At 60.9% G+C, this 26,962-nt stretch carries 19 protein-coding genes and 1 pseudogene; 9 read left to right on the top strand and 11 right to left on the bottom strand.

Annotated features, from left to right (window positions below; translation table 11 throughout):
* Positions 1-240: 240 nt before the first annotated feature.
* Both J3P81_RS23100 and hutC read right to left on the bottom strand, forming a co-directional pair.
* Positions 241-810, bottom strand: coding sequence for a HutD/Ves family protein (locus J3P81_RS23100; protein ID WP_434561112.1), 570 nt, complete (start codon positions 808-810; stop codon positions 241-243).
* Complete coding sequence (hutC, locus tag J3P81_RS23105; RefSeq protein WP_305501386.1) at positions 807-1,517, bottom strand: histidine utilization repressor; 711 nt, start codon at positions 1,515-1,517, stop codon at positions 807-809. The genes J3P81_RS23100 and hutC overlap by 4 nt, the downstream gene beginning before the upstream one ends.
* A 145-nt stretch (positions 1,518-1,662) precedes the next feature.
* Here hutC and J3P81_RS23110 point away from each other — a divergent pair, with 145 nt between their 5' ends.
* Entirely contained in the window at positions 1,663-3,027 is a 1,365-nt protein-coding gene (locus tag J3P81_RS23110) for a formimidoylglutamate deiminase (RefSeq protein ID WP_434561114.1), read from the top strand.
* Between the two features lie 115 nt (positions 3,028-3,142).
* Here J3P81_RS23110 and J3P81_RS23115 read toward each other — a convergent pair whose 3' ends face one another.
* Both J3P81_RS23115 and J3P81_RS23120 read right to left on the bottom strand, forming a co-directional pair.
* Positions 3,143-3,712 (bottom strand): lipocalin family protein, encoded by a 570-nt coding sequence (locus J3P81_RS23115; protein WP_420767003.1) that lies wholly within the window; start codon positions 3,710-3,712, stop codon positions 3,143-3,145.
* Between the two features lie 43 nt (positions 3,713-3,755).
* Complete coding sequence (locus J3P81_RS23120; RefSeq protein ID WP_003186715.1) at positions 3,756-4,010, bottom strand: hypothetical protein; 255 nt, start codon at positions 4,008-4,010, stop codon at positions 3,756-3,758.
* Positions 4,011-4,295: 285 nt separating this feature from the next.
* Here J3P81_RS23120 and J3P81_RS23125 point away from each other — a divergent pair, with 285 nt between their 5' ends.
* Positions 4,296-6,188 (top strand): methyl-accepting chemotaxis protein, encoded by a 1,893-nt coding sequence (locus tag J3P81_RS23125; protein ID WP_434561116.1) that lies wholly within the window; start codon positions 4,296-4,298, stop codon positions 6,186-6,188.
* Between the two features lie 92 nt (positions 6,189-6,280).
* Here J3P81_RS23125 and J3P81_RS23130 read toward each other — a convergent pair whose 3' ends face one another.
* The 5 genes from J3P81_RS23130 to J3P81_RS23150 form a co-directional block, all read right to left on the bottom strand.
* Entirely contained in the window at positions 6,281-6,877 is a 597-nt protein-coding gene (locus J3P81_RS23130; RefSeq protein ID WP_434561118.1) for a DUF924 family protein, read from the bottom strand.
* A gap of 3 nt (positions 6,878-6,880) precedes the next feature.
* Positions 6,881-7,891 (bottom strand): class 1 fructose-bisphosphatase, encoded by a 1,011-nt coding sequence (locus tag J3P81_RS23135; protein WP_420767001.1) that lies wholly within the window; start codon positions 7,889-7,891, stop codon positions 6,881-6,883.
* Positions 7,892-8,139: 248 nt separating this feature from the next.
* Positions 8,140-9,510, bottom strand: a complete 1,371-nt coding sequence (locus J3P81_RS23140) for a DUF3999 domain-containing protein (RefSeq protein ID WP_434561120.1) — start codon at positions 9,508-9,510, stop codon at positions 8,140-8,142.
* Positions 9,507-13,130 (bottom strand): DUF2339 domain-containing protein, encoded by a 3,624-nt coding sequence (locus J3P81_RS23145; RefSeq protein WP_434561122.1) that lies wholly within the window; start codon positions 13,128-13,130, stop codon positions 9,507-9,509. The genes J3P81_RS23140 and J3P81_RS23145 overlap by 4 nt, the downstream gene beginning before the upstream one ends.
* A gap of 290 nt (positions 13,131-13,420) precedes the next feature.
* Positions 13,421-15,871, bottom strand: a complete 2,451-nt coding sequence (locus tag J3P81_RS23150) for a glycogen/starch/alpha-glucan phosphorylase (RefSeq protein ID WP_434561124.1) — start codon at positions 15,869-15,871, stop codon at positions 13,421-13,423.
* Between the two features lie 254 nt (positions 15,872-16,125).
* Between J3P81_RS23150 and J3P81_RS23155 the strand changes: the two genes are divergently transcribed.
* On the top strand, positions 16,126-16,563 hold the full coding sequence (locus J3P81_RS23155; RefSeq protein ID WP_024778075.1) for a YkgJ family cysteine cluster protein: 438 nt from the start codon (positions 16,126-16,128) through the stop codon (positions 16,561-16,563).
* Between the two features lie 220 nt (positions 16,564-16,783).
* Here the strand turns inward: J3P81_RS23155 and typA are convergent, their stop codons facing one another.
* Both typA and thiI read right to left on the bottom strand, forming a co-directional pair.
* On the bottom strand, positions 16,784-18,604 hold the full coding sequence (typA, locus tag J3P81_RS23160; protein ID WP_420766323.1) for a translational GTPase TypA: 1,821 nt from the start codon (positions 18,602-18,604) through the stop codon (positions 16,784-16,786).
* A 134-nt stretch (positions 18,605-18,738) separates the two neighbouring features.
* Positions 18,739-20,193: a tRNA uracil 4-sulfurtransferase ThiI gene (gene thiI, locus J3P81_RS23165; protein ID WP_420766324.1), complete on the bottom strand. Its 1,455-nt coding sequence runs from the start codon at positions 20,191-20,193 to the stop codon at positions 18,739-18,741.
* Between the two features lie 328 nt (positions 20,194-20,521).
* Here thiI and glnA point away from each other — a divergent pair, with 328 nt between their 5' ends.
* The 6 genes and pseudogenes from glnA (at position 20,522) to ntrC (ending at position 26,657) form a co-directional block, all read left to right on the top strand.
* Positions 20,522-21,928, top strand: coding sequence for a type I glutamate--ammonia ligase (gene glnA, locus J3P81_RS23170; protein ID WP_014336114.1), 1,407 nt, complete (start codon positions 20,522-20,524; stop codon positions 21,926-21,928).
* A gap of 121 nt (positions 21,929-22,049) precedes the next feature.
* Positions 22,050-22,607 (top strand): annotated as a pseudogene (locus J3P81_RS23175) (chorismate mutase).
* Between the two features lie 135 nt (positions 22,608-22,742).
* Positions 22,743-23,261, top strand: a complete 519-nt coding sequence (locus tag J3P81_RS23180) for a DUF4124 domain-containing protein (RefSeq protein WP_420766502.1) — start codon at positions 22,743-22,745, stop codon at positions 23,259-23,261.
* Positions 23,258-23,884 carry a DUF4124 domain-containing protein gene (locus J3P81_RS23185; protein ID WP_420766326.1) on the top strand — a complete coding sequence of 209 codons (627 nt, stop codon included), beginning with the start codon at positions 23,258-23,260 and terminating at the stop codon, positions 23,882-23,884. Before J3P81_RS23180 ends, J3P81_RS23185 begins: the two co-directional genes overlap by 4 nt.
* 254 nt (positions 23,885-24,138) lie before the next feature.
* Complete coding sequence (gene glnL, locus J3P81_RS23190) at positions 24,139-25,224, top strand: nitrogen regulation protein NR(II) (protein WP_420766327.1); 1,086 nt, start codon at positions 24,139-24,141, stop codon at positions 25,222-25,224.
* Positions 25,221-26,657 (top strand): nitrogen regulation protein NR(I), encoded by a 1,437-nt coding sequence (gene ntrC, locus J3P81_RS23195; RefSeq protein ID WP_420766328.1) that lies wholly within the window; start codon positions 25,221-25,223, stop codon positions 26,655-26,657. The genes glnL and ntrC overlap by 4 nt, the downstream gene beginning before the upstream one ends.
* Positions 26,658-26,962 lie beyond the last annotated feature (305 nt).

Below are 26,962 nucleotides of genomic sequence, written 5' to 3' on the forward strand. Positions count from 1 at the left end.
GTATGTACAAGCATATGCAATCAAGCGGCCAACTTGTTGAAGGGCTAATCAAGAAAAATTGAAGAATCGGCGAGAAGCCTCGTAATAGAAGGGCCGCCAAGCTGCATGAAATTTTTGGAGGAGGTTTTTGGGAAGCAATCAGAAGGGCATAAAAGCGTGGTATTGCGCCACGCTGGGGCGTTCGGTAACAAGTTGGTGCGCCAGAAGGAACAACGAACACACCTTTTGTGGCGCGGCACCTTAGTGGGCCGTCAACTCGATCACGCAACATTGGCCGTGGGTAGTAATGTCCAGCAGCCCAGCGTTACCGCTCAGTTGCAGGCAGTCATAAAGCCCCAGTGCCTCGACAGTTTCATCCATCTTGACCCTCAGCGTCGGAGCGGCACTGAACACCAATACCGTTCCCGCCTCGCTGAAAAAACGCTGCTGGCCGCCCAGCCATTGCAGCCGCGCGCGGTAACGCTGCGGCGCGTAGATCAGGTTGAAGTCGCGAATCGGCCCCTCCAGCAGCGTGCACTGCACTTGGCTCTCGCCGCTGAAGGCAAAGGGATCCAGCGAATGCAGCGGCCGCGTGGCGTGGTCATCGACAGTCAGCGTCATGCCGCCACCTTGCAAGACCGTGATGATCCGTTCGTAGCCAGCGAAGGTGGAAAAACCACCCGATTCACCGATATCGGCAATGGACAGGCGCCAGCCGAAACCTTCCAGGCCGGTGCCGGCATCGCGGGTGATTTCCTCGGTGCTGCCACCGCCGTTTTTCCACGGCATGCGCGGGTAATCCGCTGCGCGTAAAACCTTCAATTGGCTCATTTGTGGAAACGCCCTTCCAGACTGTGACGCGAGCCCGGATGGATCAGGCGTGCGGCGGTCACCGGCTGGCGACCTGACCAGGTACGACGACGGATCAACAGGCACGGCTCGCCCCGCTCGATCTGCAACAGCTTGCATTCACTCGGCTCCGCCAGGATCGCCTCGACCACATGCTCACCTTCGGTCAGCGGCGCAACCTGGTTCAGGTAGGCATAAGGCGTTTGTTGAGTGAAGTCCTGCTTGAGGTAATCAGGCGCCACCAGCGCGTTGACGAAACGGTCCTCGATTTGCACAGGAATGTCGTTTTCGAAATGCACGATCAACGAATGGAATACCTTCTGGCCTTCGCGCATGTCCAGGGCCAGCGCCCGCTCGGAACCGGCGGCCTCTTCTTCCAGGGTGATGACCTTGCACGTATGGCGATGACCACGGGAGGCGATTTCATCCGCAATGTTATGCACTTCGAACAGTGCGGACTGGCTCTTGGGCTCGGCGACGAACGTGCCGACGCCTTGCATGCGCACCAGCAGGCCATCAGCGGTCATTTCCCGCAGGGCCCGGTTGATGGTCATGCGGCTGAAGCCCAACTGGCTGACCAGTTCGCTTTCCGATGGCACACGGTAATGGGGCGGCCAGTTTCCACTGTCGATCTGCTGGGTGATCATTTGTTTGACGCGGGCGTACAAGGGCGCCGGACTGTCACCCATGGTTGCGGCCAGCGGCGGTTTGGCAGGCGGAGTCGGCACGGCGTATTCCTGTTCTGCGAATGTTGATGACTAGCTTGCCGGAGTTTACCGGGCAGGCAAACGTCTGTATATGTATATACAAATTACACACAACGAGGTTCAACCGATGTCCGCCTTCTTTGCCGAGCGTGCGCTGCTGCCTGATGGATGGGCCAATGATGTACGCCTCGAGGTCAACGCCGAGGGCGTCTTGACCCATGTCCAGGCCGATTCCCACGCAAACGGCGCCGAACGGCTCGGCGGTCCCCTGCTCCCGGGCATGCCGAACCTGCATTCCCATGCGTTCCAGCGGGCCATGGCCGGGCTGGCGGAAGTGGCGGGCAATCCCAATGACAGTTTCTGGACATGGCGCGACTTGATGTACCGCCTCGTCGGCAAAATCAGCCCCGACCAGCTCGGCGTCATCGCACGGCAGCTTTACATCGAAATGCTCAAGGCCGGCTACACCTCGGTTGCCGAATTCCATTACGTACACCATGACACCGACGGCAGACATTACGCCGATCCGGCCGAACTGGCCTTGCGTATCAGCCAGGCCGCCGGTGACGTGGGCATTGGCTTGACGCTGCTGCCGGTGCTTTACAGCCATTCCGGTTTTGGCGGCCAAGAGCCCAACGACGGGCAGCGCCGGTTCATCAACAGCACCGAAAACTACCTGAAGCTTCAGTCACGCTTGCAGCCGATCCTGGCCGGGCAACCGTCCCAGGCGTTGGGCCTGTGCTTCCACTCGCTGCGCGCCGTGACACCCGGGCAGATCCACGATGTGCTGGCCGCCAGCGACCGCGATTGCCCCGTGCATATCCACATCGCCGAACAGCAAAAGGAGGTTGACGACTGCTTGAGCTGGAGCGGCGTGCGTCCGCTGCAATGGCTGTATGAAAATGCCGAGGTGGATCAACGCTGGTGCCTGGTTCATGCCACCCACGCCAATCCACAGGAAGTCAGCCTGATGGCCAAGAGCCGGGCAATTGCCGGTCTGTGCCTGACCACGGAAGCCAATCTGGGTGACGGAATTTTTCCGGCCGTGGATTTCCTAGCCCAAGGCGGGCGGATGGGCATCGGCTCTGACAGCCATGTGTCGTTGAGCGTCGTGGAGGAATTACGCTGGCTGGAATACGGCCAACGGCTGCGGGACCAGCGCCGCAACCGGTTGTACCGAACGGATCAGCCGATGGTCGGGCGTACCCTGTATGACGCCGCACTGGACGGTGGCGCCCAGGCGTTGGGCCAACCGATCGGCGCATTGGAAGTCGGCAAGCGCGCCGACTGGCTGGTGCTCGATGGCAATGATCCTTACCTGGCCACGGCGACCGGTGACGGCATTCTCAATCGTTGGCTGTTTGCGGGCGGCGATCGCCAGGTGCGCGATGTGATGGTCGGCGGAAAATGGCAGGTTCGCGACGGCCGTCATGCCGGCGAAGAAGAAAGCGCCCGAGCGTTTACCCGGGTGCTGCGCGAACTGCTGGGCTGACGACAATTCAATGTGGGAGCGAGCTTGCTCGCGATAGCGGATTTTCCATCAACATCTATGTTGACGGTAAAGGCCTCATCGCGAGCAAGCTCGCTCCCACAGGTGTTTTACTACATCAGTCCGAAGTCTTGGCCATCTGCCGGTCCGACGCACGCCAGACCAACCGCGTCGTGTCGTAGCCCTGCTGGCGCGCCTTGCTCAGCAGTTCTTCGCGCACATCGACATTGACCGTTGGCGTGCGCGACAGCAACCACATGTAACGCCGGCTCGGATCGCCAACGATGGCGGTCTTGTAGTCATCGCTGACATACAAGACCCAATATTCTCCCTTCGCCACACCCGGCAGGATCCGCGAGAACCAAGTGTCGAATTCGACCCAGAGCTTGTCGGTCTTGCCTGGCACCTGCGGGTAAGCGGTGCCCCGGGCTTCTTCCCACTTCCAATCGGAAGTCAGGCAGCGGTTGAACACATCCACGTTGCCGTCGGGCTTGAGTGTGTAATGGGCTTCGGATTGCGCGCAGTTGCGCTGGAAATACATCGGTAGGCGGGCCAGCTCGTACCAGGTCCCTTGGTAACGCTTGAGATTGACACTGTTGACGGTCTTGGGCGCCAACGGGTCTACGCCAGAAGTGGCACAGCCGGCCAATACCAGGCCAGCCAAAAGCACAAAAACTAACCGCATCATTATTTTTTTCTCCCGTGGGCGCTTGGCCCCGGTTTACTTCAGGTTACTTCAGGCCTTGGCCGGAAAACATCAACACTTTGTCACCGGCGTACTGCACGCTGATAAAGCTTTTCTGGTCGCCCCAGGTGCAGCTGGACATGCCGAGCGCGCCCGAACAGTCAGTCGGCTTCCCCAGCAACGTCTCGACTTCGGCCTTGGGCATGCCCGCCGACAGCTTCGAGTAGTTTTCCTGGTTGACCTTGCTGCATGCGGTCAATACGACGCACATGAACAGCAGGGCGATAGATCGCAGCGACATGGTGTAACTCCTGGAGCGGAAGGGAGGTGGCAGGGTGCCAACCTGAACCTTAGAAGAGAAAACCCCTATCTGGTTCCCCGACGCCCCCAGTATTTATTGGTTGTCCCGAGGGTAATCGACGGGTGAAACAATCGAACTGTGACGCCGTCGTGCCTTTCGTCGGGATGAGTCCATCGACGCCTGATGCGCCGCGCCTGCGGGCCGATAAAAAGTAACAGCGTAAAATCCTGTGTTATGGCAAATTGACACCCCTTTTTGACCCGTCCCTCCGCGGTAGCGTTCTTAATGACCAGAAACATGAAATTCAGCCACAAAATCCTGTTGGCTGCCGCCCTTGTGGTGGCCGTCGCATTCGCCTGTTTCATCCTGTTCAACGATTACCGCCAACGACAAAGTCTGTATTCCAGCACCGAGACCTCCATGCAGGAACTCGGCAGCCTGACCAGCCGCAATATCCAGACGTGGGTCGAAGGCCGGATCCAACTGCTGCAATCGCTGGCCCAGCAAATCGCCATCGATGGCAGCAGTGCCGACAGCCTGAAACGCGCGGTGGGCCTGCCTGCCTACACCGGCAATTTTCAGCTCAGCTATTTTGGCGGCACCGACGGCGTAATGTTTTCGGTGCCGGCCGGCAATCGCGCCGCCGACTACGACCCGCGCGCCCGTGGCTGGTACAAGGCCGCCAACAGCGCCCAACAGACCGTCGTCACCGAACCCTACATCGCCGCGTCTTCGGGCAAGCTTGTGATCACCGTTGCCACGCCGGTACAGCGCCAGAACCAGATGATCGGCGTGGCGGGGGCGGACATCGACCTGACCAGCGTCAGCGCCATCATCAACTCGCTGAACTTCGGCGGACATGGTCATGCGTTCATCGTCAGCGCCGATGGCAAGATCCTCGTCCACCCTGACAGCAAGCGCGTGCTCAAGACCCTCGCCGAGGCCTATCCCAACGGTGCGCCGCAAGTCAGCCCGGGCATGAAGGAAGTCGAGCTCGACGGCAAGACCCAGTTCATTTCCTTTACCCGAGTCGCCGGCGTACCCGGCGCCGACTGGTACGTGGCGCTGGTACTCGACAAGAGCGCGGCGCTGGCGATGCTCAGCGAGTTCCGCACCTCGGCCCTGATTGCCATGGTCATTGCCGTGGTGTTCATCATCGCCCTGCTGAGCATGCTCATCCGTGTATTGATGCAACCGCTGCTGATCATGGGCCGCGCCATGCATGACATCGCCGAAGGCGAAGGCGACCTGACCCGCCGCCTGACCATCCACGGCCATGATGAATTCGGCGCGCTGGGCACTTCGTTCAACCGTTTCGTCGAGCGTATCCACGCTTCGATTCGCGAAGTGGCTTCCGCAACGGGCCAGGTCAATGAAGTCGCCCTGCGTGTCGTCAGCGCCTCCAATTCGTCGATGTACAACTCCGACCAGCAAGCCTCGCGCACCAGCAGCGTGGCCGCGGCCATCAACCAGCTTGGCGCCGCCGCCCAGGAAATTGCCCAGAATGCCGCCCTCGCCTCGCAGCACTCCAGCGAGGCCCGCAACCTGGCCGAAGATGGCCAGCAAGTGGTGGATAAAACCATCACGGCGATGCAACAGCTGTCAGCCAAGATCAGCGATTCTTGCGGCAACATCGAAACCCTGAACAGCAACACGGTGAACATCGGCCAGATTCTCGAAGTGATCACCAGCATTTCCCAGCAGACCAACCTGCTTGCCCTGAACGCCGCCATCGAAGCGGCCCGGGCCGGTGAAGCCGGTCGCGGCTTCGCGGTCGTCGCCGACGAGGTGCGCAACCTGGCCCACCGCACCCAGGATTCTGCGCAGCAAGTGCAGAAGATGATCGAAGAGTTGCAAGTCGGCGCGCGGGAAGCGGTGCTGACCATGACCGATAGCCAGCGCCAGAGCGAAAGCAGCGTCGGCATCGCAAACCAGGCCGGCGAACGACTGGGCAGCGTGACCCAGCGCATCGGCGAGATCGACGGCATGAACCAATCCGTGGCCACCGCCACCGAAGAACAGACCGCCGTGGTGGAATCGATCAACGTCGACATCAATGAAATCAACACGCTGAACCAGGAAGGCGTGGAAAACCTGCAAGCCACCTTGCGAGCCTGTTCCGACCTGGAACAGCAGGCGGCGCGGTTGAAGCAGTTGGTGGGCAGTTTCCGGATCTAACGCCTGGAAGGGCCCCATCGTCGAATCGCCGCCCGGAGCGAGCTTGCTCCGGGCGGCGATCCGACAATAGCGGCATCAGCCTCGCAAAAAATTCAGAACCTGGACCCAGGCCTGCTCAAGAATTCCACTTCCTCAGCCGTGGACTCACGCCCCAACACCGCATTGCGATGGGGAAAACGTCCGAACCGGGCAATGATCTTCTGATGCCGTTCGGCATAATCCAGGTTGTCTTCGAACACCGCGCGCTGCGCCTCGGGTTGCTCCCGGACCAGTTTGACGAACCGCGACACGGCTTCGTTCTGCACCGCGAGGTTTTCGCAATGTTCGAGGACGAGGTAGATGAAGACACGCTGGATTGGCCGCAGTTGCTGGTCGAAACCTGCCGCCAGGCCTTGGGCCACCAACGCTTGGGCACGCAAGTCGCCGGAAAAGCTTTTGGGCGTGTTGCGAAAGATCATACGCGGGAGCTGATCCAGTAGCAGCACCAGGGCCAGCCAACCTTCCGGGCGTTGCGCCCAATCGGTCAATCCGCCGGCCAGTGCTTGCTCGACCTGTTCGCCGAAGCGCTCTTGCGCCTGGCGATCATGGCCTTTGCCAAACCACAGCTTGCCCTTGTCAGCCGCTATTTCGTCCGGCGTTTGGGCTGTGCCAAACCACCAATCGAGCAACGGCTGCCAAGGCCCGGTCATGGTTTACTCCTTGTGGTAAGCCGTGGCGCGTGCCACTTCTTCTTTCGAACCGAGGAATACCGCAACTCGCTGGTGCAGGCCCTCAGGCTTGATGTCGAGGATGCGCTGGCGACCGTCGGTGGAAGCGCCACCCGCCTGCTCTACCAGGAACGACATCGGGTTGGCTTCGTACATCAGGCGCAGCTTGCCCGGCTTGGACGGCTCGCGGCTGTCGCGCGGGTACATGAACAGACCGCCTCGGGTCAGGATGCGGTGTACATCGGCAACCATCGCGGCCACCCAGCGCATGTTGTAGTTCTTTTTCAGCGGGCCTTCTTCACCTGCCAGCAACTCGCTGACGTAGCGTTGTACCGGAGCTTCCCAGTGACGCTGGTTGGACATGTTGATGGCGAATTCCTGGGTGGTTTCAGGAATGGTGATGTCTTCGTGGGTCAGGACGAAACTGCCCATCTCGCGGTCCAGGGTGAAGCCTTTCACACCGTCGCCCAGGGTCAGCACCAGCATGGTCTGAGGACCGTAGATGGCGTAACCGGCGGCGACTTGCTCGGTGCCCGGCTGCAGGAAGGCCTTTTCATTCAAGGCTTCGTTCTGGCTCAGGTATTCGTTCGGGCAACGCAGTACCGAGAAGATTGTGCCGACCGGCGCATTGATGTCGATGTTCGACGAGCCGTCCAACGGGTCGAATACCAGCAGGTAGGCGCCTTTCGGGTATTTGCCCGGGATCTGGTAGGCATTGTCCATTTCCTCGGACGCCATGCCGGCCAGGTGACCGCCCCACTCGTTGGCTTCCAGCAGGATTTCGTTGGAGAGCACGTCGAGCTTCTTCTGCACTTCGCCCTGCACGTTTTCGGTGCCCATGCTGCCCAGGACACCGCCCAGCGCGCCCTTGGACACGGCGTGGCTGATCTCCTTGCATGCACGCGCCACCACTTCGATCAAAAAGCGCAGATCGGCAGGGGTATTGTTGCTGCGGGTCTGCTCAATCAAATAGCGACTCAAGGTAACGCGGGACATGGACGGCTCCGAAGAATAGGGGGCGGAAAACCCGCGCAGTTTAGCGCGAGTCGGGACTTAATTCCTCCTATGAGACGGGATATGGAGGATTGAGTTCACGGGGTGGGGCCCGCTTGGGTATTTATGTTGATTGACAAGGCGCCATCGCGACCAAGCTCGCTTCCACAAGTTGACCGAGTTGCTCTAACGAATGCGGTCTATTGTGGGAGCGAGCTTGCTCCGGGCGGCGATCCGACGATGAACACACCTCAGTTCTTGACCGGCGGCTTGCGCAACAGGCTGAACGCCATCGCCGCGAGGAACAGCACGCTCAGCAGCAACACCGCCCACAAGCCCATTTTCTTCCAGTTGGTGTCAACGACCGCAGGCACCGCTTCAACCGTTGGCGTCGACGTAGTGGTTCCGTTCACCTTCGCCGCACCCAGCGCCGCCAGGCGTGACGGTTTGTAATCCGGAATCAGCGTGGTCAACGGCAAGTTGGCCGCCTTTACCGTCGCGCTGCCCAGTGCCAGTTGGTATGGCCCTTCGCCCCGTGCCAGGAACACCACCTGGGTCGCCCGCACGGCAAAACGCAGCGCAGGCGCTTCGGTGCCCAGACCGCCACCGCGCTCATCCACCGTCAGCTTCAATTGTTGAACGGTCTGGCCGGACAACTGCAGCTGGTTTTGCTGCACGTCCTGACCGTTCTGGGTCAGGCGATAGAGCAAGCCACCGCCCATCGGCTGCCACGGATGGCTGCTTTCACGGCGACCGGCCAGGGTCACCGGCGCCAGGCTGTTGGCCTGGCTGAGCTCCACCTGCACCTGCTCGATGTCCAGCCCCATCGGCAACTGCCATGTGTATTCACCGGCCTTCGTCGTGTTGCCGGCAAGCGGTTGCGACCAGACCAACGGCAGCGGCAGGCTTTCGCGGCTGGCGCTTTGCAGTTGGGCTGAGGTCAGCACCGGCGCCGAGGACGGAGAATCCCACAGCAACCGCAAGTACCGCGCCGATTGCCCGGGCAGGTTCACTTCGTGCTGCTCGACCCGCTCATCGGCAAATGTCAGCCGGGCGACCTGCCCTTCCCCCCAGGCCTGCCAATGCTGCAAGTCATCGCTGGCTTCGATGGTGAAGCGCTGGAAGCCGTCGCGCTCGCTGGTCCAGTCGAGAATCAACTGCTGCAACGGTGCCTTGATTGCGCTGGCATCGAGCAGCCAGCCGCGCAGTTCTTCTTCCCCCGCTTCGAGTCGGCTGGACGGCTGCACTTGCACCAACGTGCCGTTGGCGTTCGATTGCACCCGCACGCTGGGCGCGCGCTCGCTGTCGTCCGCGGCGTTGTACAACGGGAACCACTTCACATCGGTGAGGGTGCGATTCTCCCGGCTCTGAGCCGACTCGCGCAACAACGCATAGGCCTGGGCCTGCCCGGCGGCGTTGAAGACCCGCAGGTCACTGAGGTCGGTTTGCCGCGCCTGCAACTGGACGTCCAACGGTAACGGCAAGCGATACCACGGCCCCTCGCCGCTCAAGGCCAACGGCACCTGATGGGCAAAATCCTGCGGTTGCTCCTGCGCCGTCGCCGACAAGGCTGCCCACAGCCCGACCACGCCCAACCCGATTCGACTCAACTTGCGACTCAAGACGACACTCCCTCACTGACAGGCATCGGCGGCTCGGCATCGGCGGCCGGCTCCGGACGTTTCGGTGGCAGCGGCGCAAAATAGCCGACCACCAGCAACAACACGCCCACGCCGATAAACGACACGATCCGCGCCAGACCGCCACGGTTACTCAATTCGACGAAGAACAGCTTGGCCACGACGACAGCAATCAACGCGGCGCCGATCAGCCACACCTCACGGCGATGGCGCAGGTGACCGCCGATCATCAGGCCCAAGGCAATCAAGGTCCAGACGATGGACAGACCGGCCTGCACGAACATGGATTCAAGCAACGCATCCAGTTCGTACGCAACCCCCATCCACTGGTGCGCACAGCGCATCACCACGGCAGTGAAGAACGCAAACAGCGACACACCGGCGGTCAACTGAGCGATATGCCCGACGCGACTCCAACGGTTTGTCGACTGCTCCACGGCGTTGAGGGCCCACACGTAAATACCGAACAAGGCGAACAGCAGGCCAAGCTCCAAGGGATTGAGCAACGGCACATAGGGCAGTGGCTCAGAGTTGCCGTCACTGAAGGTGTTGGTCAGCCAGAACCAACCGAGCATCAACAGCGCCATCGGTGCCGCCGCGTAGACGCGGTATTCGCGCGGTTGAGCCGATACCGGCCAGGGCAAGGTGCGCGGCGTTGACACCAGCACCAGGTAAAGGCTCGGCAGGATCGCCCAGGCCAACCAGCGCCAGGCGTTGTATTGCTCAGACAGCAACAGCAGGCCGTAACGCAGCTCCAGCATCAACACCGTCATCAGCAGCCAGCAGCCGAGCACATGAGCTGTACTGCGCGCCTGGGCCGGCAGTATCGGCGCGAGCCGTTTCAAGGACATGAAATGCACGGCGAACACCGCAAGCCAGGCCAGCCAACCGAAATCCGCCGCCGGGTGGTAACGGCTGTGCCCGGTCGCCACCAGCACACAGCCCGCCGCCGGGATCAGCAAGGTGCCCAACGGCCCCAGCGCCGGCCATTTCAAACGCAGCGACAAGACGCTCCACACCGCCACGCTGGCCGCCGCCACCATCAGCAACAAGCTGCCTTGCAGGTTGGCCGGGGCAAAGCGCAGCACTTCGCTGACCCATGCCAGCGCCCACCAACCGGCACCCCAAATCAGTAACAGCTCGGACAGGCGCCGCAAACTCAAGGCGTCGAGCTCCTTCGCCGAATGCGCCCGTTGCAGCCGCCATGCACCCACCAGCGCCGCCAGTCCCAGAACCAATGGTGTCCAGAAACCGCTGTGGGCCAGCGGACGAAGATCCTCGGCATCGAGCGCCCCCAACAGCGCCGGCCCCGCAGTGAGGAACGCCGCACCGCCCAGCAATTGCAGCAGCAAGCCAAAGACAAAACTCACCCGCTGCTTCAGGTACAGGCTCAACCAGATGATCAACAGGCCGCTGGCCGCCCACACGCCGCTCGCCGTTTGCCAAGGCAGGACGAAGAGCACCGCGAGATTGATCAGCACCAGTCCCGCCAGCAACACCACCGACAAGCCACGCAGCAACCGCACATCGTTGCGCACCATGTCGTCGCGCGCCGCCAGCAGCATGCCGCCGATCAATGCCAGGCCAATCAGCGAAGCACTGAGCAAACCGCTCCAGCCAGCGCTGAACACGGCTGTCGAATCCCCGTCCGCACCTTGCAGGCGCACCAGGAACAACGCACCGCCCAGCAGTTGCACGGCGAACGCCGTGAACAAGAAGCTACGTGATTGCAGGCGCAGGCCAACGAACAGCGTCGCCAGGCCGGCCAATGCCCAGGCGATGGCGGTGCCGTGGGTGGAGAAGAACAGCGGAGCCAGCAAATAAAGGAAGCCTAGGCCCAGCACCGCCAGCACGGGTTGGCCCTGGCGCTCCCAGCTCGCGATATGGTCAGGCTCTGCCTTGCGCAACTGATAGAAGCTGAACAGCAAGGCACCACCGAGCATCAACGCACCCAGCCACGAACCTTCCAGCAGGCTGCCTTCACCTGAATGCAATTCGCTGACGAAGGCCAGCGCCGAACCCAATTGCAGCAACAGGGCAAAGACTCGCGCGAAGGGCCGTTGTTGGCGCAGGCCCAGCCAGAAGATGCCGGCGCCCTCCACCGCCCATGCCGCGGCAGTCCAACGGGCATCGAGGCCGAGCGGAATCGCCAGACTGCTGAAAATCACGCCCAGGGCGAGGCAGGTTTCAGCCAGCAACACGGCGCGACCGCCCATCAATACGCGGGCCAGACCCATGTAGATCATGCCCAGGGCCAAAGCACTGAACGCTGCGGCGAATTCCAGGTGCTGGACCAACGCGAACTGCAAACCGAAGCCTACCAACGGAGGGCCGAACAGCATGCTGCCATCGACGTAGTCACCCTTGCGGGCCGACCAGCGCAACATCGCATCGCGGCTGTCATCGTCGGGTCCATCGCTCATTTCCATCAGCTTGCGCCGGGTGAACAGCAAGCCGATCACCAAATACATCAGAAAAAACACAATGAGGAACGGTTCGGTGCTCCACAACAATTCCGGCGTATAGGAACGCAAACCCCAGGCGAAACCAATGCCGAAAGTACCAACAAAGCCAATCAGGTTGAGTAGGCGCCAGGCTTTGAACCAGGCAATCGCGAGGATGCCGGCGTTGAGCAGGATGAAATAGCTGAACAGCCCGACGTGGTTGCCACTACCGGTGGAGGTGAGGATCGGCGCGGCAAACCCGCCCAGCGCCGCGGCCGCCGCCAGGCCCATGGCATTCTGGGTGACCGCCAGGATCGCCGAGAACACCGTGACCGCCACCAGCAAGGCCAGCGCTGCCTTGGAATCGAGCAATGGATGCAGGCGCATGGCGGCAAACACGGTCAGGTACAGCACCGCAATGCCCGTGCCTTGGAGCATCAATGCATAACTGTTGTTACGTTGGCGCAACCACCAGCCCAGGCCCAACAGGCCCAGCGCGCTGGCCGCGACGCCGGCATAGCGCAATTCGATCGGCACCACCATGCCTTCGGTGGCGTAGCGCAGCAGGAATGCCAGACCGAGGAACAACAACACCACCCCGACCCGCAACACGGTATTACCGCCGAACAGCCAGTTGCGCGCGGCGGTGATGGCGCGATCGAACAGATTCGGGCCACGGGGAACCGCAGGCGCAGGCGACGTCGATTCAAGGGGCAACGGCGCAAAGTCACGATTGGAGGGACGGCTGGAAGCGGCCGGCGCAGGGCTCCAGATTTCATCAGGCAACGGCTGGTTGGCCTGGGTGCTCATGACTGAGATGGGTTCGAGGTCTGGCGGCAGTTCCCAGACCAGCTCCGGCTCGGTGCGGGTCTCGGGTTTTGGAGCCTGGGGCGCGACGGCCTCGGCCGCCGGCGCCGGGTCACTCGGCTGGGCGGCCTTGCCGCGTTCGAGCACCGCCAGCCGCGCTTCCAAGGTGAGCAGACTCTGCTGGGCCTCTTGCAACAGGATCTGCTGCTTGGCCGCCTGGATACCCAAGCGCCCCAGTCGAAACGACTGGGCGATGCCGAGCCCGACCAACGCGCCTATCAGCGCATCGGCGAACGACTCGTCCACCACCCAGCCGAGTGCCAGGCCCAACAGTGTCAAAATCCATTGCATATGGTCGATATCCCTAAGCGGCCCGTAGCGGGCATGACCGGGAGGATTCGGTGCCTGGATCAGTCTAGTGGAAACCCCAAAACCCTGTGGGAGCGAGCTTGCTCGCGATGGCGTCGTTTCAGGCGACAGTGATCTTGCCTGACATGCCGCTATCGCGAGCAAGCTCGCTCCCACAGTGGATCATTGGCGTTTCCAGTACTGAATCCGGCTTCACAACCCGGCGAATCAGGCGCTTAGTATATCGACGAAGCCCAACCGTCGTTGGGCTTCGCTCACATTTCTCGCATGCGTTATTCCAGCGCTTTCCAGATATCGGTGGCGTATTCGCGAATGGTCCGGTCCGAGGAGAACCAGCCCATGCGCGCGGTGTTGAGCACCGCCGAGCGCCACCATTGCTTGGAGTCGTGCCACTTCTCTTCGACCTTCACCTGGGCGTTCCAGTAGGCATCGAAATCGGCGCAAACCAGGAAGCGGTCGTAGTCCACCAGCGAATCCACCAATCCGGTGTAGCGCATCGGATCGTCCGGGGAAAACACCCCGCCCCGAATCGCCTGCAACACATCGTTGAGGCGATGGGAGGCGGCGATGTCCGGCGCGGCGCTGAACTCACCGTTGCGCTTGCGCGCTTCCACCTGCTCGGCGGTCAGGCCGAAGATGAACATGTGCTCATCGCCGACGCGCTCGTGCATCTCCACGTTAGCGCCATCCATGGTGCCGATGGTCAGCGCGCCGTTGAGGCCGAACTTCATATTACTGGTGCCCGACGCCTCGAAACCGGCGGTGGAAATCTGCTCCGACAAGTCCGCCGCCGGAATGATGCTTTCGGCCAGGCTGACGTTGTAATTGGGCAGGAAAACCACTTTGAGCAGACCGCGCACGGTCGGGTCGTTGTTCACCACCCGGGCGATGTCGTTGGTCAGCTTGATGATCAGCTTGGCCTGGTGGTAACTGGCGGCGGCCTTGCCGGCGAAGATCTTCACCCGCGGTACCCAGTCCACTTCCGGCTCGGCACGAATCGCCTGGTACAGCGCCACGGTGTGCAGCAGGTTGAGCAACTGGCGTTTGTACTCGTGGATGCGCTTGACCTGCACGTCGAACATCGCCGCCGGGTTGACGGCGATGCCTAGGCGCTCGTGAATCAAGTAGGCCAAGGCTTTCTTGCTGTGCAGCCGCTGCTCGGCGAACTGCTTGCGGAACGCCGGCTTGTCGGCGAACGGTTCCAGCTCGATCAGCCGTTCCTCGGGGTTGTCGAGCACGCCAGGCCCCAGCGCGTCGACCATCATCGAGGTCAATTCGGCGTTGGCCTGGAACAGCCAGCGGCGGAAAGTGATGCCGTTCGTCTTGTTGTTGATTCGCTCTGGATAGAGCTTGTGCAGCTCGGAGAACACCGTGCTGCGCATCAACTGGGTGTGCAACCCGGACACGCCGTTGACGCTGTGGGAGCCGAGGAACGCCAGGTTGCCCATGCGCACCCGGCGACCGTTGTCTTCCTCGATCAGCGACACCGAGCGCAGCACGTCGAAATCATGCACGCCCTTGGCCCGCAGCGAATCGATGTGCTGGGCGTTGATCAGGTAGATGATCTGCATGTGCCGAGGCAGCATGCGCTCCATCAACCCTACCGGCCAGGTTTCCAGGGCCTCAGGCAGCAACGTGTGGTTGGTGTAGGACAGTGTGTCCTGGGTGATCTGCCAGGCCGCGTCCCACGCCACATCGTAGACGTCCACCAATTGGCGCATCAGCTCGGCCACGGCAATGGACGGGTGCGTGTCGTTGAGCTGGATCGCCGCGTGATCGCCCAGGGTCAGCACCGAGGTGTGCATGTTGCGATGACGACGCAGCAAGTCCTGCAGCGAAGCGGCGACAAAGAAGTACTCCTGGCGCAGGCGCAGCTCCTGGCCGGCCTCGGTGCTGTCGGCCGGATACAGCACGCGGGAAATACTTTCGGCCCGGGCCACTTCGGCTACGGCGCCGAGGTGGTCGCCGGCATTGAAGCGCTCCAGGTGCAGCTCTTCCATGGCCCGGGCGCGCCACAAGCGCAAGGTGTTGACGCTGGCGCCACGCCAGCCGACCACCGGCGTGTCATAGGCGATGGCCCGCACGGTTTCGGCCGGGGACCACACCTGGCGAGTCTTGCCGGTTTCGTCGGTGACGGTTTCGACGCTGCCGCCAAAGCCGATTGGGTAGACGACTTCAGGCCGCTCGAACTCCCAGGGGTTGCCGAAATCCAGCCAGTGCTCGGTCTGCTCCTGTTGCCAGCCATCGACAATCGCCTGGCGGAACAAGCCGTGTTCGTAACGAATACCGTAGCCATGACCGGCGATACCCAGTGTCGACATGCTTTCCATGAAGCACGCCGCCAGACGGCCAAGGCCGCCGTTGCCCAGGGCCGCGTCGGGCTCCAGCAGGCGAATGCGTTCCAGGTCGACACCCAGCTCGGTCAGCGCTTCGCGGGCGGTGTCCAGCAGGCCGAGGTTGCTCAGGCTGTCGTAGAGCAGGCGGCCGATGAGGAATTCCAGGGAGAGGTAATAGACACGCTTCTGGCCCTTGCGGTAGATCTGCCGCGTGTGGTCCATCCAGTGTTCGACCATGTGGTCGCGGGCGGCAAGGGCGATGGCTTCGAACCAATCGTGATCAAACGCATGATCGGGATCCTTGCCGACGGCATAAGTGAGTTTGGTCAACACAGCGTCGCGAAATGCCGCAACCTCAGCTTCGCGAACAAGTGGTTCTTGAGTCATTGATGAGACCTCGAACGAGCATGGAATTGTCTGAGCCTAGTCGGTCTGACAGACGGTAAAGGCTCTTGGTTCGGTGGTTTTTCCGTCGGCGCCGGAGAATCGTCGCCAAGGAATTGCCGATGGACGAATGAATGCAGGGGCCGTGCCGGTAAGGGCGGGTTTTGTCGGGACGCAAAAAAAACCGGCAGATGGTCGTTCAAAATTTCACCAGTCCCGGTATGATCGCGCGCCCTGATGCATGCTGGTACACACCGATGATGAAGCCCAACCTGATCGCCGCCGCGGAGATCGACCGACTCGATACCTGGGCCAAGTACTCCGCCCCGATGTGCGGTTCCTGCGTGTCGAGCTGCTGCACGCTGCCGGTGGAGGTGAAGATCAAGGATCTGATCCGGATTGGCATCGTCGATGAGTTCGAACTGGGCGACCCGCCGAAGAACATCGCCAAGCGCCTGCAAAAGGAAGGGATCGTCGAGCGCTACAACCAGAAATCGGAAATCTTCACGTTGCAACGCATGAGCAACAACGATTGCCTGTACCTGGACCGAAAGAGCCGGCTGTGCACCATCTACGAGAAGCGCCCGGACACCTGCCGCAACCATCCACGGGTCGGGCCACGGCCGGGTTATTGCGCGTACAAGCCCAAGGAAGTGGAGCGCGAGCGCAATCCTCGGACGTTGGATCGGTTTTGATCGACTGATGGTTTAGCGGTGACTGGCCTACCGCTATCGCGAGCAAGCTCGCTCCCACAAGGAATCTGTGCCTGACGCAAAATTTGCGCCGAATAGAGCTCCCCTGTGGGAGCGAGCTTGCTCGCGAAGGGTCCCTGGAAGGCGCCACATAAATCCCAGGCACAAAAAAAACGCCCCCGGTCTCACAACCGGGGGCGTTTTTCATTCAGCCTGGGCTAAATCAGGCCTTGGCTTTCTTGGCGGCGCGAGTACGCTCGCTTTCGTCCAGGATCTTCTTGCGCAGGCGGATCGACTTAGGCGTCACTTCGCACAGCTCGTCATCCTGGATGAATTCCAGGGCCTGTTCCAGAGTGAAGCGAACAGGTGGAACCAGGGCGATGGTTTCGTCTTTACCCGAAGCACGCATGTTGTCGAGCTTCTTGCCCTTGGTAGGGTTCACGCCCAGGTCGTTGTCACGGCTGTTCAGACCAACGATCTGGCCGCCGTAGATTTCCTGGCCGTGCTCGACGAACAGCTTGCCACGCGCCTGGAGGGTTTCCAGGGAGTAGGTCAGTGCCTTACCGGTTTCAACCGAAACCAGAACGCCATTCTGACGGCCGGACATGTCGCCCGACTTCATCACGTCGTAACGGTCGAAGATCGAGGTCAGGATGCCAGCACCGTTGGTCAGGGTCAGGAACTGGTTACGGAAACCGATCAGACCGCGAGCAGGGATGTTGTATTCCAGACGTACACGGCCTTTGCCATCCGGCACCATGTTGGTCAGGTCGCCCTTACGCAGGCCCATCTCTTCCATCACCTTGCCCTGGGATTCTTCCGGCAGGTCGATGGTGACGTTTTCGAACGGTTCGTGCTTCACACCGTCAACCAGACGGATGATCACTTCCGGACGGCCTACAGCCATTTCGAAGCCTTCACGACGCATGGTTTCGATCAGTACCGAAAGGTGCAGTTCGCCACGGCCGGAAACCTTGAACTTATCAGCCGAGTCGCCTTCTTCAACGCGCAGTGCAACGTTGTACAGCAGCTCTTTGTCCAGACGTTCCTTGATGTTACGGGACGTCACGAACTTGCCTTCTTTACCGCAGAATGGCGAGTCGTTGACCTGGAAGGTCATGGAAACGGTCGGCTCGTCGACGGTCAACGGCTTCATCGCTTCAACGGTGTCCGGGTGGCACAGGGTGTCGGAGATGAACAGCGAGTCCATACCGCTGATGCAGACGATGTCGCCGGCGGCAGCTTCTTCGACGTCAACGCGGTGCAGGCCATGGTGACCCATCAGCTTCAGGATACGACCGTTGCGGCGCTTGCCGTCTGCGCCGATAGCCACGACCGGGGTGTTCGGCTTGACGCGACCACGGGCGATACGGCCAACACCGATCACACCCAGGAAGCTGTTGTAGTCCAGTGCCGAGATCTGCATCTGGAACGGACCGTCACGGTCAACGGCCGGTGCAGGTACGTTGTCGACGATCGACTGGTACAGCGGGGTCATGTCTTCAGCCATGTCGGTGTGGTCCAGACCGGCAATGCCGTTCAGGGCCGAGGCGTAGACGACTTTGAAGTCCAGCTGTTCTTCGGTGGCGCCCAGGTTGTCGAACAGGTCGAAGATCTGATCCAGAACCCAGTCCGGACGCGCGCCTGGACGGTCAACCTTGTTGATGCACACGATCGGACGCAGGCCGGCTTCGAAGGCCTTCTTGGTCACGAAACGGGTTTGCGGCATAGGGCCGTCCTGGGCGTCAACCAGCAGCAGCACGGAGTCGACCATCGACATCACGCGCTCTACTTCGCCACCGAAGTCGGCGTGGCCCGGGGTGTCCACGATGTTGATGTGGTAGCCGTTCCAGTTGATGGCGGTGTTTTTCGCCAGGATGGTAATACCGCGCTCTTTTTCCTGGTCGTTGGAGTCCATCACGCGCTCGTCGTTGAGCTCGTTGCGCTCCAGGGTGCCGGATTGACGCAAGAGTTTGTCTACCAGGGTGGTCTTACCATGGTCAACGTGAGCAATGATGGCGATGTTGCGTAGATTTTCGATCACTTGTGTATCTCGATCAGAGGATTCGGTGTGCTGACAGGTCGTGGCAGCGATTTACAGTAGAGTCCGACAGTTACAGCGTGTCGGCGGCGTCGGGGGGCCGGTGACGCAGGCCACAGGCAAACAGCCCCGGGCACTTAGCTCGGTCGATAAACGCGCACATTGGCATGCCCCTCACTGAGCAAATGGTGAGCATGCAGGCGACTCATCACGCCTTTGTCGCAATACAGCAGGTACTGGCGAGTAGGGTCCAGTTCCTTGAAACGCGCGTTCACTGCATAGAACGGCATCGTTTGTACCTCGACGCCGGCGATACTCAGCGGGTCGTCCTCAGCATCGTCCGGGTGACGGATGTCGATGATGATCTGACCGGCCAGCGCTTCGCCGACTTCTTCAATCTGGATGTCCTGGCCCAATTCGTCGATGACCCGATCGATCGGTACCAGCCTGGCGTTCTCGATCGCGCGCTCGAGTACCGCCATGTCGAATTCTTTCTCTTCGTGCTCCACGCGCCCGCGCTTGGCCGCCGTCTTCGGATTGACCGAGATGACCCCGCAGTACTCGGGCATGTGCCGGGCGAAATCGGCGGTGCCGATCTCGTTCGCCGTGTCGATGATGTCCTGCTTGTGGCTGGCGATCAGCGGGCGCAGCACGAGTTTCTCGGTCACGCAGTCGATCACCGACAGGTTCGGCAGCGTCTGGCTCGATACCTGGGAAATCGCCTCGCCGGTCACCAGCGCGTCGATGTGCAGGCGGTCGGCGATGCTCGTCGCGGCACGCAACATCATACGCTTCAAAATGACGCCCATATGACTGTTATCGACTTTGCCGAGAATCTCGCCCAGGACTTCTTCGAACGGCACGCTCACAAATAACACGCGCTGGGAGCTGCCGTACTTCTTCCAGATGAAGTGCGCCACTTCCATCACGCCCAGCTCATGGGCGCGCCCGCCGAGGTTGAAGAAGCAGAAATGGCTCATCAGGCCGCGACGCATGATCTGGTAAGCGGCGACGGTGGAATCGAAGCCACCGGACATCAGCACCAGCGTTTGCTCCAGTGACCCCAACGGGTAACCGCCGATGCTGTCGTGCTGGCTGTGGATCACGAACAACCGCTGGTCGCGAATTTCGATGCGCACTTCAACTTGCGGGTCTTTCAGCGAGATCCCGGCGGCGCCGCACTGCCGGCGCAATTGGCTGCCGACATAACGTTCCACGTCCATGGAACTGAACGGGTGCTTGCCGGCGCGCTTGCAGCGGACCGAAAAGATCTTGCCGGCCAGTGCATCACCATAATGGAGCATGCACTTGGCAAGGATATCGTCGAAGTCCCCCAGCGGGTACTCGTCAACTTGCAGGAAATGCGCGATGCCCGGCATGCAGCTCAGGCGCTCGGTCATTTCCTTCAGCAGCTTGGGTTCGCTGACGCGGGTTTCCAGTTCGAGGTTGTCCCACACGCCGTTCACCACCACGGCCGGGTCCAGGTCACGGAGCACGGCACGGATGTTCTTGGCCAACTGGCGGATGAAACGCATCCGTACCGGGCGGCTCTTGATGGTGATCTCGGGGAAGACTTTTACGATTAGTTTCATGAAAACAGCGCGCGAACGGCCAGCCGAAAAAGGGGGGCGCGGATTATAGCGGAAATTGCTCAAGGTTTAACCAGTTTATGTGCAGATGGTTTTTCATGCACCAAAACGGGTCATTATCGAATGACGGCGCCACATTGCAGTGCGTTATTGTCTGACAATCTTTGATTTGCGCCTGTAAAAGCGTGGATTTGGTGCAAAAAACCCATGGTGGGGCACTGGCATGCAATTTGCTCCCTTGTGAGGCAGGTTGCCTTGGCAGAGTATTCGCGCCGGCATCACCCATATCTAAGGGCACTCCACTACCCGCCCGAAGCCACCCGGAGGACATATGTCGAAGTCGGTTCAACTCATCAAAGATCATGACGTCAAGTGGATTGATCTGCGCTTCACTGACACCAAAGGCACTCAACATCACGTGACCATGCCGGCCCGTGATGCGCTGGACGACGAATTCTTCGAAATCGGCAAGATGTTCGACGGTTCTTCCATCTCCGGCTGGAAAGGCATCGAAGCCTCCGACATGATCCTGATGCCGGACGACGAAACCGCCGTCCTGGACCCGTTCACCGAAGAGCCGACCCTGATCCTGGTCTGCGACATCATCGAACCTTCGACCATGCAAGGCTATGACCGCGACCCACGCGCCATTGCCCACCGCGCCGAGGAATACCTGAAGTCCACCGGTATCGGCGACACCGCTTTCTTCGGTCCAGAGCCTGAGTTCTTCATCTTTGACTCGGTCAAGTTCAAGTCCGATATCTCCGGCTCCATGTTCAAGATCTTCTCCGAACAAGGTTCGTGGATGTCCGACCAGGACGTGGAAGGCGGCAACAAAGGCCACCGTCCAGGTATCAAAGGCGGCTACTTCCCGGTTCCACCGTTCGACTTCGACCACGAAATCCGTACCTCCATGTGCAACGCACTGGAAGAAATGGGCCAGACCGTCGAAGTTCACCACCACGAAGTGGCAACTGCCGGCCAGAACGAAATCGGTGTGAAATTCAACACACTGGTGAAGAAGGCTGACGAAGTCCAGACCCTGAAGTACTGCGTACACAACGTTGCCGACGCCTACGGCCGCACCGCGACCTTCATGCCGAAGCCTCTGTACGGCGACAACGGTTCGGGCATGCACGTGCACATGTCGATCTCCAAGGACGGCAAGAACACCTTCGCTGGCGAAGGTTATGCCGGTCTGTCGGACACTGCCCTGTACTTCATCGGTGGCATCATCAAGCACGGTAAGGCCCTGAACGGCTTCACCAACCCGTCGACCAACTCCTACAAGCGTCTGGTACCAGGCTTCGAAGCCCCGGTCATGCTGGCCTACTCGGCTCGCAACCGTTCCGCCTCGATCCGTATCCCTTACGTTAACAGCCCGAAAGCCCGCCGTATCGAAGCGCGCTTCCCGGATCCGGCTGCCAACCCATACCTGGCCTTCGCTGCACTGATGATGGCCGGCCTGGACGGTATCCAGAACAAGATCCACCCTGGCGATGCCGCTGACAAAAACCTGTATGACCTGCCGCCTGAAGAGGCCAAGGAAATCCCACAGGTTTGTGGCAGCCTGAAAGAAGCCCTGGAAGAGCTGGACAAGGGCCGTGCGTTCCTGACCAAGGGCGGCGTATTCAGCGATGACTTCATCGACGCTTACATCGCACTGAAAAGCGAAGAAGAAATCAAGGTTCGCACCTTCGTACACCCACTGGAATACGAGCTGTACTACAGCTGCTGATCCAGTAAGCGCCGCCACGCACGGCGTGAACTAAAGAGAGGCCTCCTTCGGGAGGCCTTTTTTATGGGCGCAGGATGCGTGCATGATGGTGCGCCGCTTCCCTTACAAGACGAGATCGCCAATGACTTCCCGCTTGAAGATTTGCCTCGCCCTGTCTGCCGCACTGCTGTGTTCCACAGCCGAGGCCAGCAACGCCCCCGACGCCCTGACGCCGTTGCTCAATGCCATCGGCGAACGCCTGCTGATCGCAGATCAAGTGGCATTGAGCAAATAGGACAGTGGCAAACCCGTAGAGGACCGTCCGCGCGAGCGCGAAGTCATTGCCGCCGCCGTGGCCCAGGCGCCCACCTACAAGCTGAACGGCGAGACGGTGGAGGCGTTTTTCGCCGCCCAGATAGAAGCCAACAAACTGGTCCAATACATCAACTTGTCCGACTGGGCCCTGGACGGCAAGGCGCCAGACCTGCCGCGCCCGGACCTGGTAGGCGAGATCCGCCCTAAACTCGACCGCCTGCAAAAACGCCTGCTGCAACAACTGGCCGACTTCGCGCCCTACCGCACCGATCCACAGTGCCCGCAATGGCTGGCCCAGGCCACCCACCACAACAAACAGCACCCGGTGCACCGGCTGGCCCTGATCCGGGCAACCGGCGGACTGTGTATATCCACAAAACCCTGAGGCCACACCCCCTTTCCCTGTGGGAGCGAGCTTGCTCGCGATGAGGCGGGCTCTGGGCTGGGCGCAACACTTTGGCCAACCGCCCACCGTGACCTATGCTGCAACTATCACCTCTTGTTTTCGGTCAATTTTTCCATGGGTCGTGGTTTCTCAATCTTCTTTTTGTTGCTGCTGACGCTGCCCGCCGCCGCGCAGATCTACAAATACACCGACGCCAACGGCAACACCGCCTACAGCAACCAGCCGCCCGACGGCGTGCCGGCCCAGGCGGTGGAGTTGCCGCCGCTCAACAGCGTTGAAACCCAGGCTCCGACCACCCCGGAAACGCCCGCACCTGCGCAAAACAACGACGCGCCGCGCAACGCCTACGACCTGCTGGAACTGACCGACATTCCCACCGATGAGGCCCTGCGCGCCAACAATGGCACCTTCACCGTCGGCGTTCGGACACAACCGCGCCTGCAAAGCCCCCATCTGTTCAGGTTGCTGCTGGACGGCCAGCCCTATGGCCAGCCTAGCAATGTGCCACGACTGCAATTGATGAACATCGATCGCGGCGAGCACAGCCTCGCAGTCCAGGTCATCGACGGCGAGCGCCTGGTGCAGCAGAGCGAAACCGTCACCTTCACCGTGCAGCGGGTACACGTTCCTTGAGCCGCTGGTTACTCGCCGCAGCCCTGCTGTTGAGCGCATCGCCGGGCCTGGCGCAGGTCTATACCTACATCGACGCCCAGGGCAATCGTGTCTTCACCGACCAGCCCCGCCCCGGCAATGCCAAGAAACTGCAGCTATCACCGGGCAACCGGATGCAGGCGCCGCCCCCGGGTACAACCTCAACGGCGCCACCGGAGGAACCGCGACCCGAACCATTGTTTCGTTACGAGATGCTCCGGCTGCTGATTCCCGAACCGGACGCCACGATACGCAGCACCGCCGGGGAGTTGATCGTCACCGCTACCAGCGAACCCGGCCTGCAGAAAGGCCATCGCTACCGCCTGCTGCTGGATGGCAAACCCACCGGCGCCGCAGGGCCCAGCCCGGTATTCGCGTTGAAGAATATCGACCGTGGCAGCCATCAACTGGCGGTTGAAATCCTCGATGAGCAAGACCGCATCGTCGAACGCACCGCCAACCAACCCTTCCACATGCAGCGCATGTCCCTGGCACAGAAGCGCCGCGTCAAACCTTGTACAAAGGCCGATTACGGCCAACGTCCCGAATGCCCGCTCGCCGACAAGCCCAAGGAAGAAGAAAGCAGCATCCTGCCGTTCTTCTAATGCCCCTGGAGATGGAGCACCATATTGGTGCAGGCTCCGCACGCCCTACCCAGATCCCAACCCATTTTGGTTCGAAACTACCCGAAAGCGCTGGCAGAACGCCGCGTAAACGAGCGCACAAAGGCTGATTGAGGCTTTAAACGCTTCTTTTCGGAGCCTTGGTTTGGTTTTTGCATTTTCCTGGTATCAGCGCATTAATCGCGCGCGCAATTTGAGGGCTTGCCTCCAATTGCTACGCTTTAAAAGAGGTCCTGATGACCATTAGCGACGCACTACACCGCTTGCTGCTCGACAATCTCACCACCGCGACCATCCTGCTCGACGCCGAACTGCGCCTTGAGTACATGAACCCGGCGGCGGAGATGCTCTTGGCTGTCAGTGGCCAGCGCAGCCATGGGCAGTTCATCAGCGAACTGTTTACCGAATCCGCCGAAGCGCTCAACTCCCTGCGCCAGGCCGTCGAGCAGGCCCACCCATTCACCAAGCGCGAAGCCATGCTTACCGCCCTGACCGGGCAGACCCTGACCGTCGACTACGCGGTAACGCCTATCCTGAACAACCACGCCACCCTCCTGTTGCTGGAAGTCCATCCCCGTGATCGCCTGCTGCGCATCACCAAGGAAGAGGCGCAATTGTCCAAGCAGGAAACCAGCAAGATGCTGGTGCGCGGCCTCGCCCACGAGATCAAGAATCCGCTTGGCGGCATACGTGGCGCGGCGCAGTTGCTCGCGCGTGAGCTGCCGGAAGAAAGCCTCAAGGACTACACCAACGTCATCATCGAAGAAGCCGACCGCCTGCGGAACCTGGTGGACCGCATGCTCGGCTCGAACAAGCTTCCGTCCCTGGCGATGTGCAACGTCCACGAAGTGCTGGAGCGCGTCAGCAGCCTGGTCGAAGCGGAAAGCCAGGGCTGCATCACGTTGGTGCGCGACTACGACCCGAGCATCCCCGACGTCCTGATCGACCGCGAGCAGATGATCCAGGCCGTGCTGAACATCGTGCGCAACGCCATGCAGGCCATCAGCAGCCAGAACGAGCTGCGCCTGGGCCGCATCAGCCTTCGCACCCGCGCCATGCGCCAGTTCACCATCGGCCATGTGCGTCATCGCCTGGTGACCAAGATCGAAATCATCGACAACGGCCCGGGGATCCCTGCCGAGCTGCAGGAAACCATCTTCTTTCCCATGGTCAGCGGCCGCCCGGACGGTACCGGGCTGGGGCTGTCCATCACCCAGAACATCATCAGTCAGCATCAGGGCTTGATCGAATGTGAAAGCCACCCTGGCCACACCACTTTCTCGATCTTCCTGCCACTGGAACAAGGAGCCACATCGACATGAGCCGTAGTGAAACCGTGTGGATCGTCGATGACGACCGTTCTATCCGCTGGGTCCTGGAAAAAGCCTTGCAACAGGAAGGCATGACCACCCAGAGCTTCGACAGCGCCGATGGGGTGATGAGCCGCCTGGCCCGTCAGCAGCCGGACGTCATCATCTCCGACATCCGCATGCCCGGCGCCAGTGGCCTGGACCTGCTGGCGAGGATTCGCGAGCAGCATCCGCGGCTGCCGGTGATCATCATGACCGCTCATTCCGACCTGGACAGCGCCGTCGCGTCCTACCAGGGCGGTGCGTTCGAATACCTGCCCAAGCCGTTCGACGTCGACGAAGCCGTGTCCCTGGTCAAGCGCGCCAACCAGCATGCCCAGGAACAACAAGGCCTGGAAGAAGTGCCAGCCCTGGCCCGCACCCCGGAAATCATCGGCGAAGCGCCGGCGATGCAGGAAGTGTTTCGCGCCATCGGCCGCCTGAGCCATTCCAACATCACCGTGCTGATCAACGGCGAGTCGGGCACTGGCAAGGAATTGGTTGCCCATGCCCTCCACCGTCACAGTCCCCGGGCGGCGTCGCCATTCATTGCTTTGAACATGGCGGCGATTCCCAAGGATCTGATGGAATCCGAGCTGTTCGGCCATGAAAAAGGTGCGTTTACCGGCGCGGCCAACCTTCGACGCGGACGCTTCGAACAGGCCGATGGCGGCACCTTGTTCCTTGACGAAATCGGCGACATGCCGGCCGACACCCAGACCCGCCTGCTTCGGGTATTGGCGGACGGTGAGTTCTATCGCGTAGGCGGCCATACGCCGGTCAAAGTGGATGTGCGGATCATCGCCGCGACCCACCAGAACCTGGAAACCCTGGTCCACGCCGGTAAATTCCGGGAAGACTTGTTCCATCGCCTGAACGTGATCCGCATCCACATACCGCGCCTGGCCGACCGCCGCGAAGACATCCCGACCCTGGCCCGGCATTTCCTGGGCCGTGCCGCTCAGGAACTGGCCGTGGAGCCCAAGCTGCTCAAGAGCGAAACCGAGGAATACCTCAAGAACCTGCCATGGCCCGGCAACGTGCGCCAATTGGAGAACACTTGCCGCTGGATCACGGTAATGGCTTCGGGGCGCGAAGTGCATATCAGCGACCTGCCACCCGAGCTGTTGAGCCTGCCACAAGATTCGGCGCCGGTGACCAATTGGGAACAGGCCCTGCGCCAGTGGGCCGACCAGGCGTTGGCCCGCGGCCAATCGAGCCTGCTGGACAGCGCCGTGCCGAGCTTCGAACGCATCATGATCGAGACCGCCCTCAAGCACACCGCCGGCCGCCGCCGCGACGCCGCCGTGCTGCTGGGCTGGGGCCGCAATACCTTGACCCGCAAGATCAAGGAATTGGGGATGAAGGTCGATGGTGGGGATGACGATGAGGGAGATGAGGGTTGATCAGCCTTTGATCCTTCACTGGATTTGAAGGCCCAATCGCGAGCAGGCTCGCTCCCACAGGTTTTGGGAACGACACAGAGCTACTGTGAGAGCAGCCTGCTCGCGATGCTTTTAAAGGTTTTGTGCACCGCTTCAATGCACTGCGGGCTGCAATTGCCCCACTGTAACAAGCCAAAAGCCGGTGGACCATGCTAGGAAAACCAGCCCACACAAAAGCCAAAGCCCCGGAATACGGGGCTTTGCTCATTCACAGCAGTGTTTTTGTGACAAGCCGTTTAAAACTGGCACGCCCCCTGCAATAGCTA

The organism is Pseudomonas sp. R1-6 (assembly GCF_051132115.1).
In the GTDB taxonomy this organism is placed as follows: domain Bacteria; phylum Pseudomonadota; class Gammaproteobacteria; order Pseudomonadales; family Pseudomonadaceae; genus Aquipseudomonas.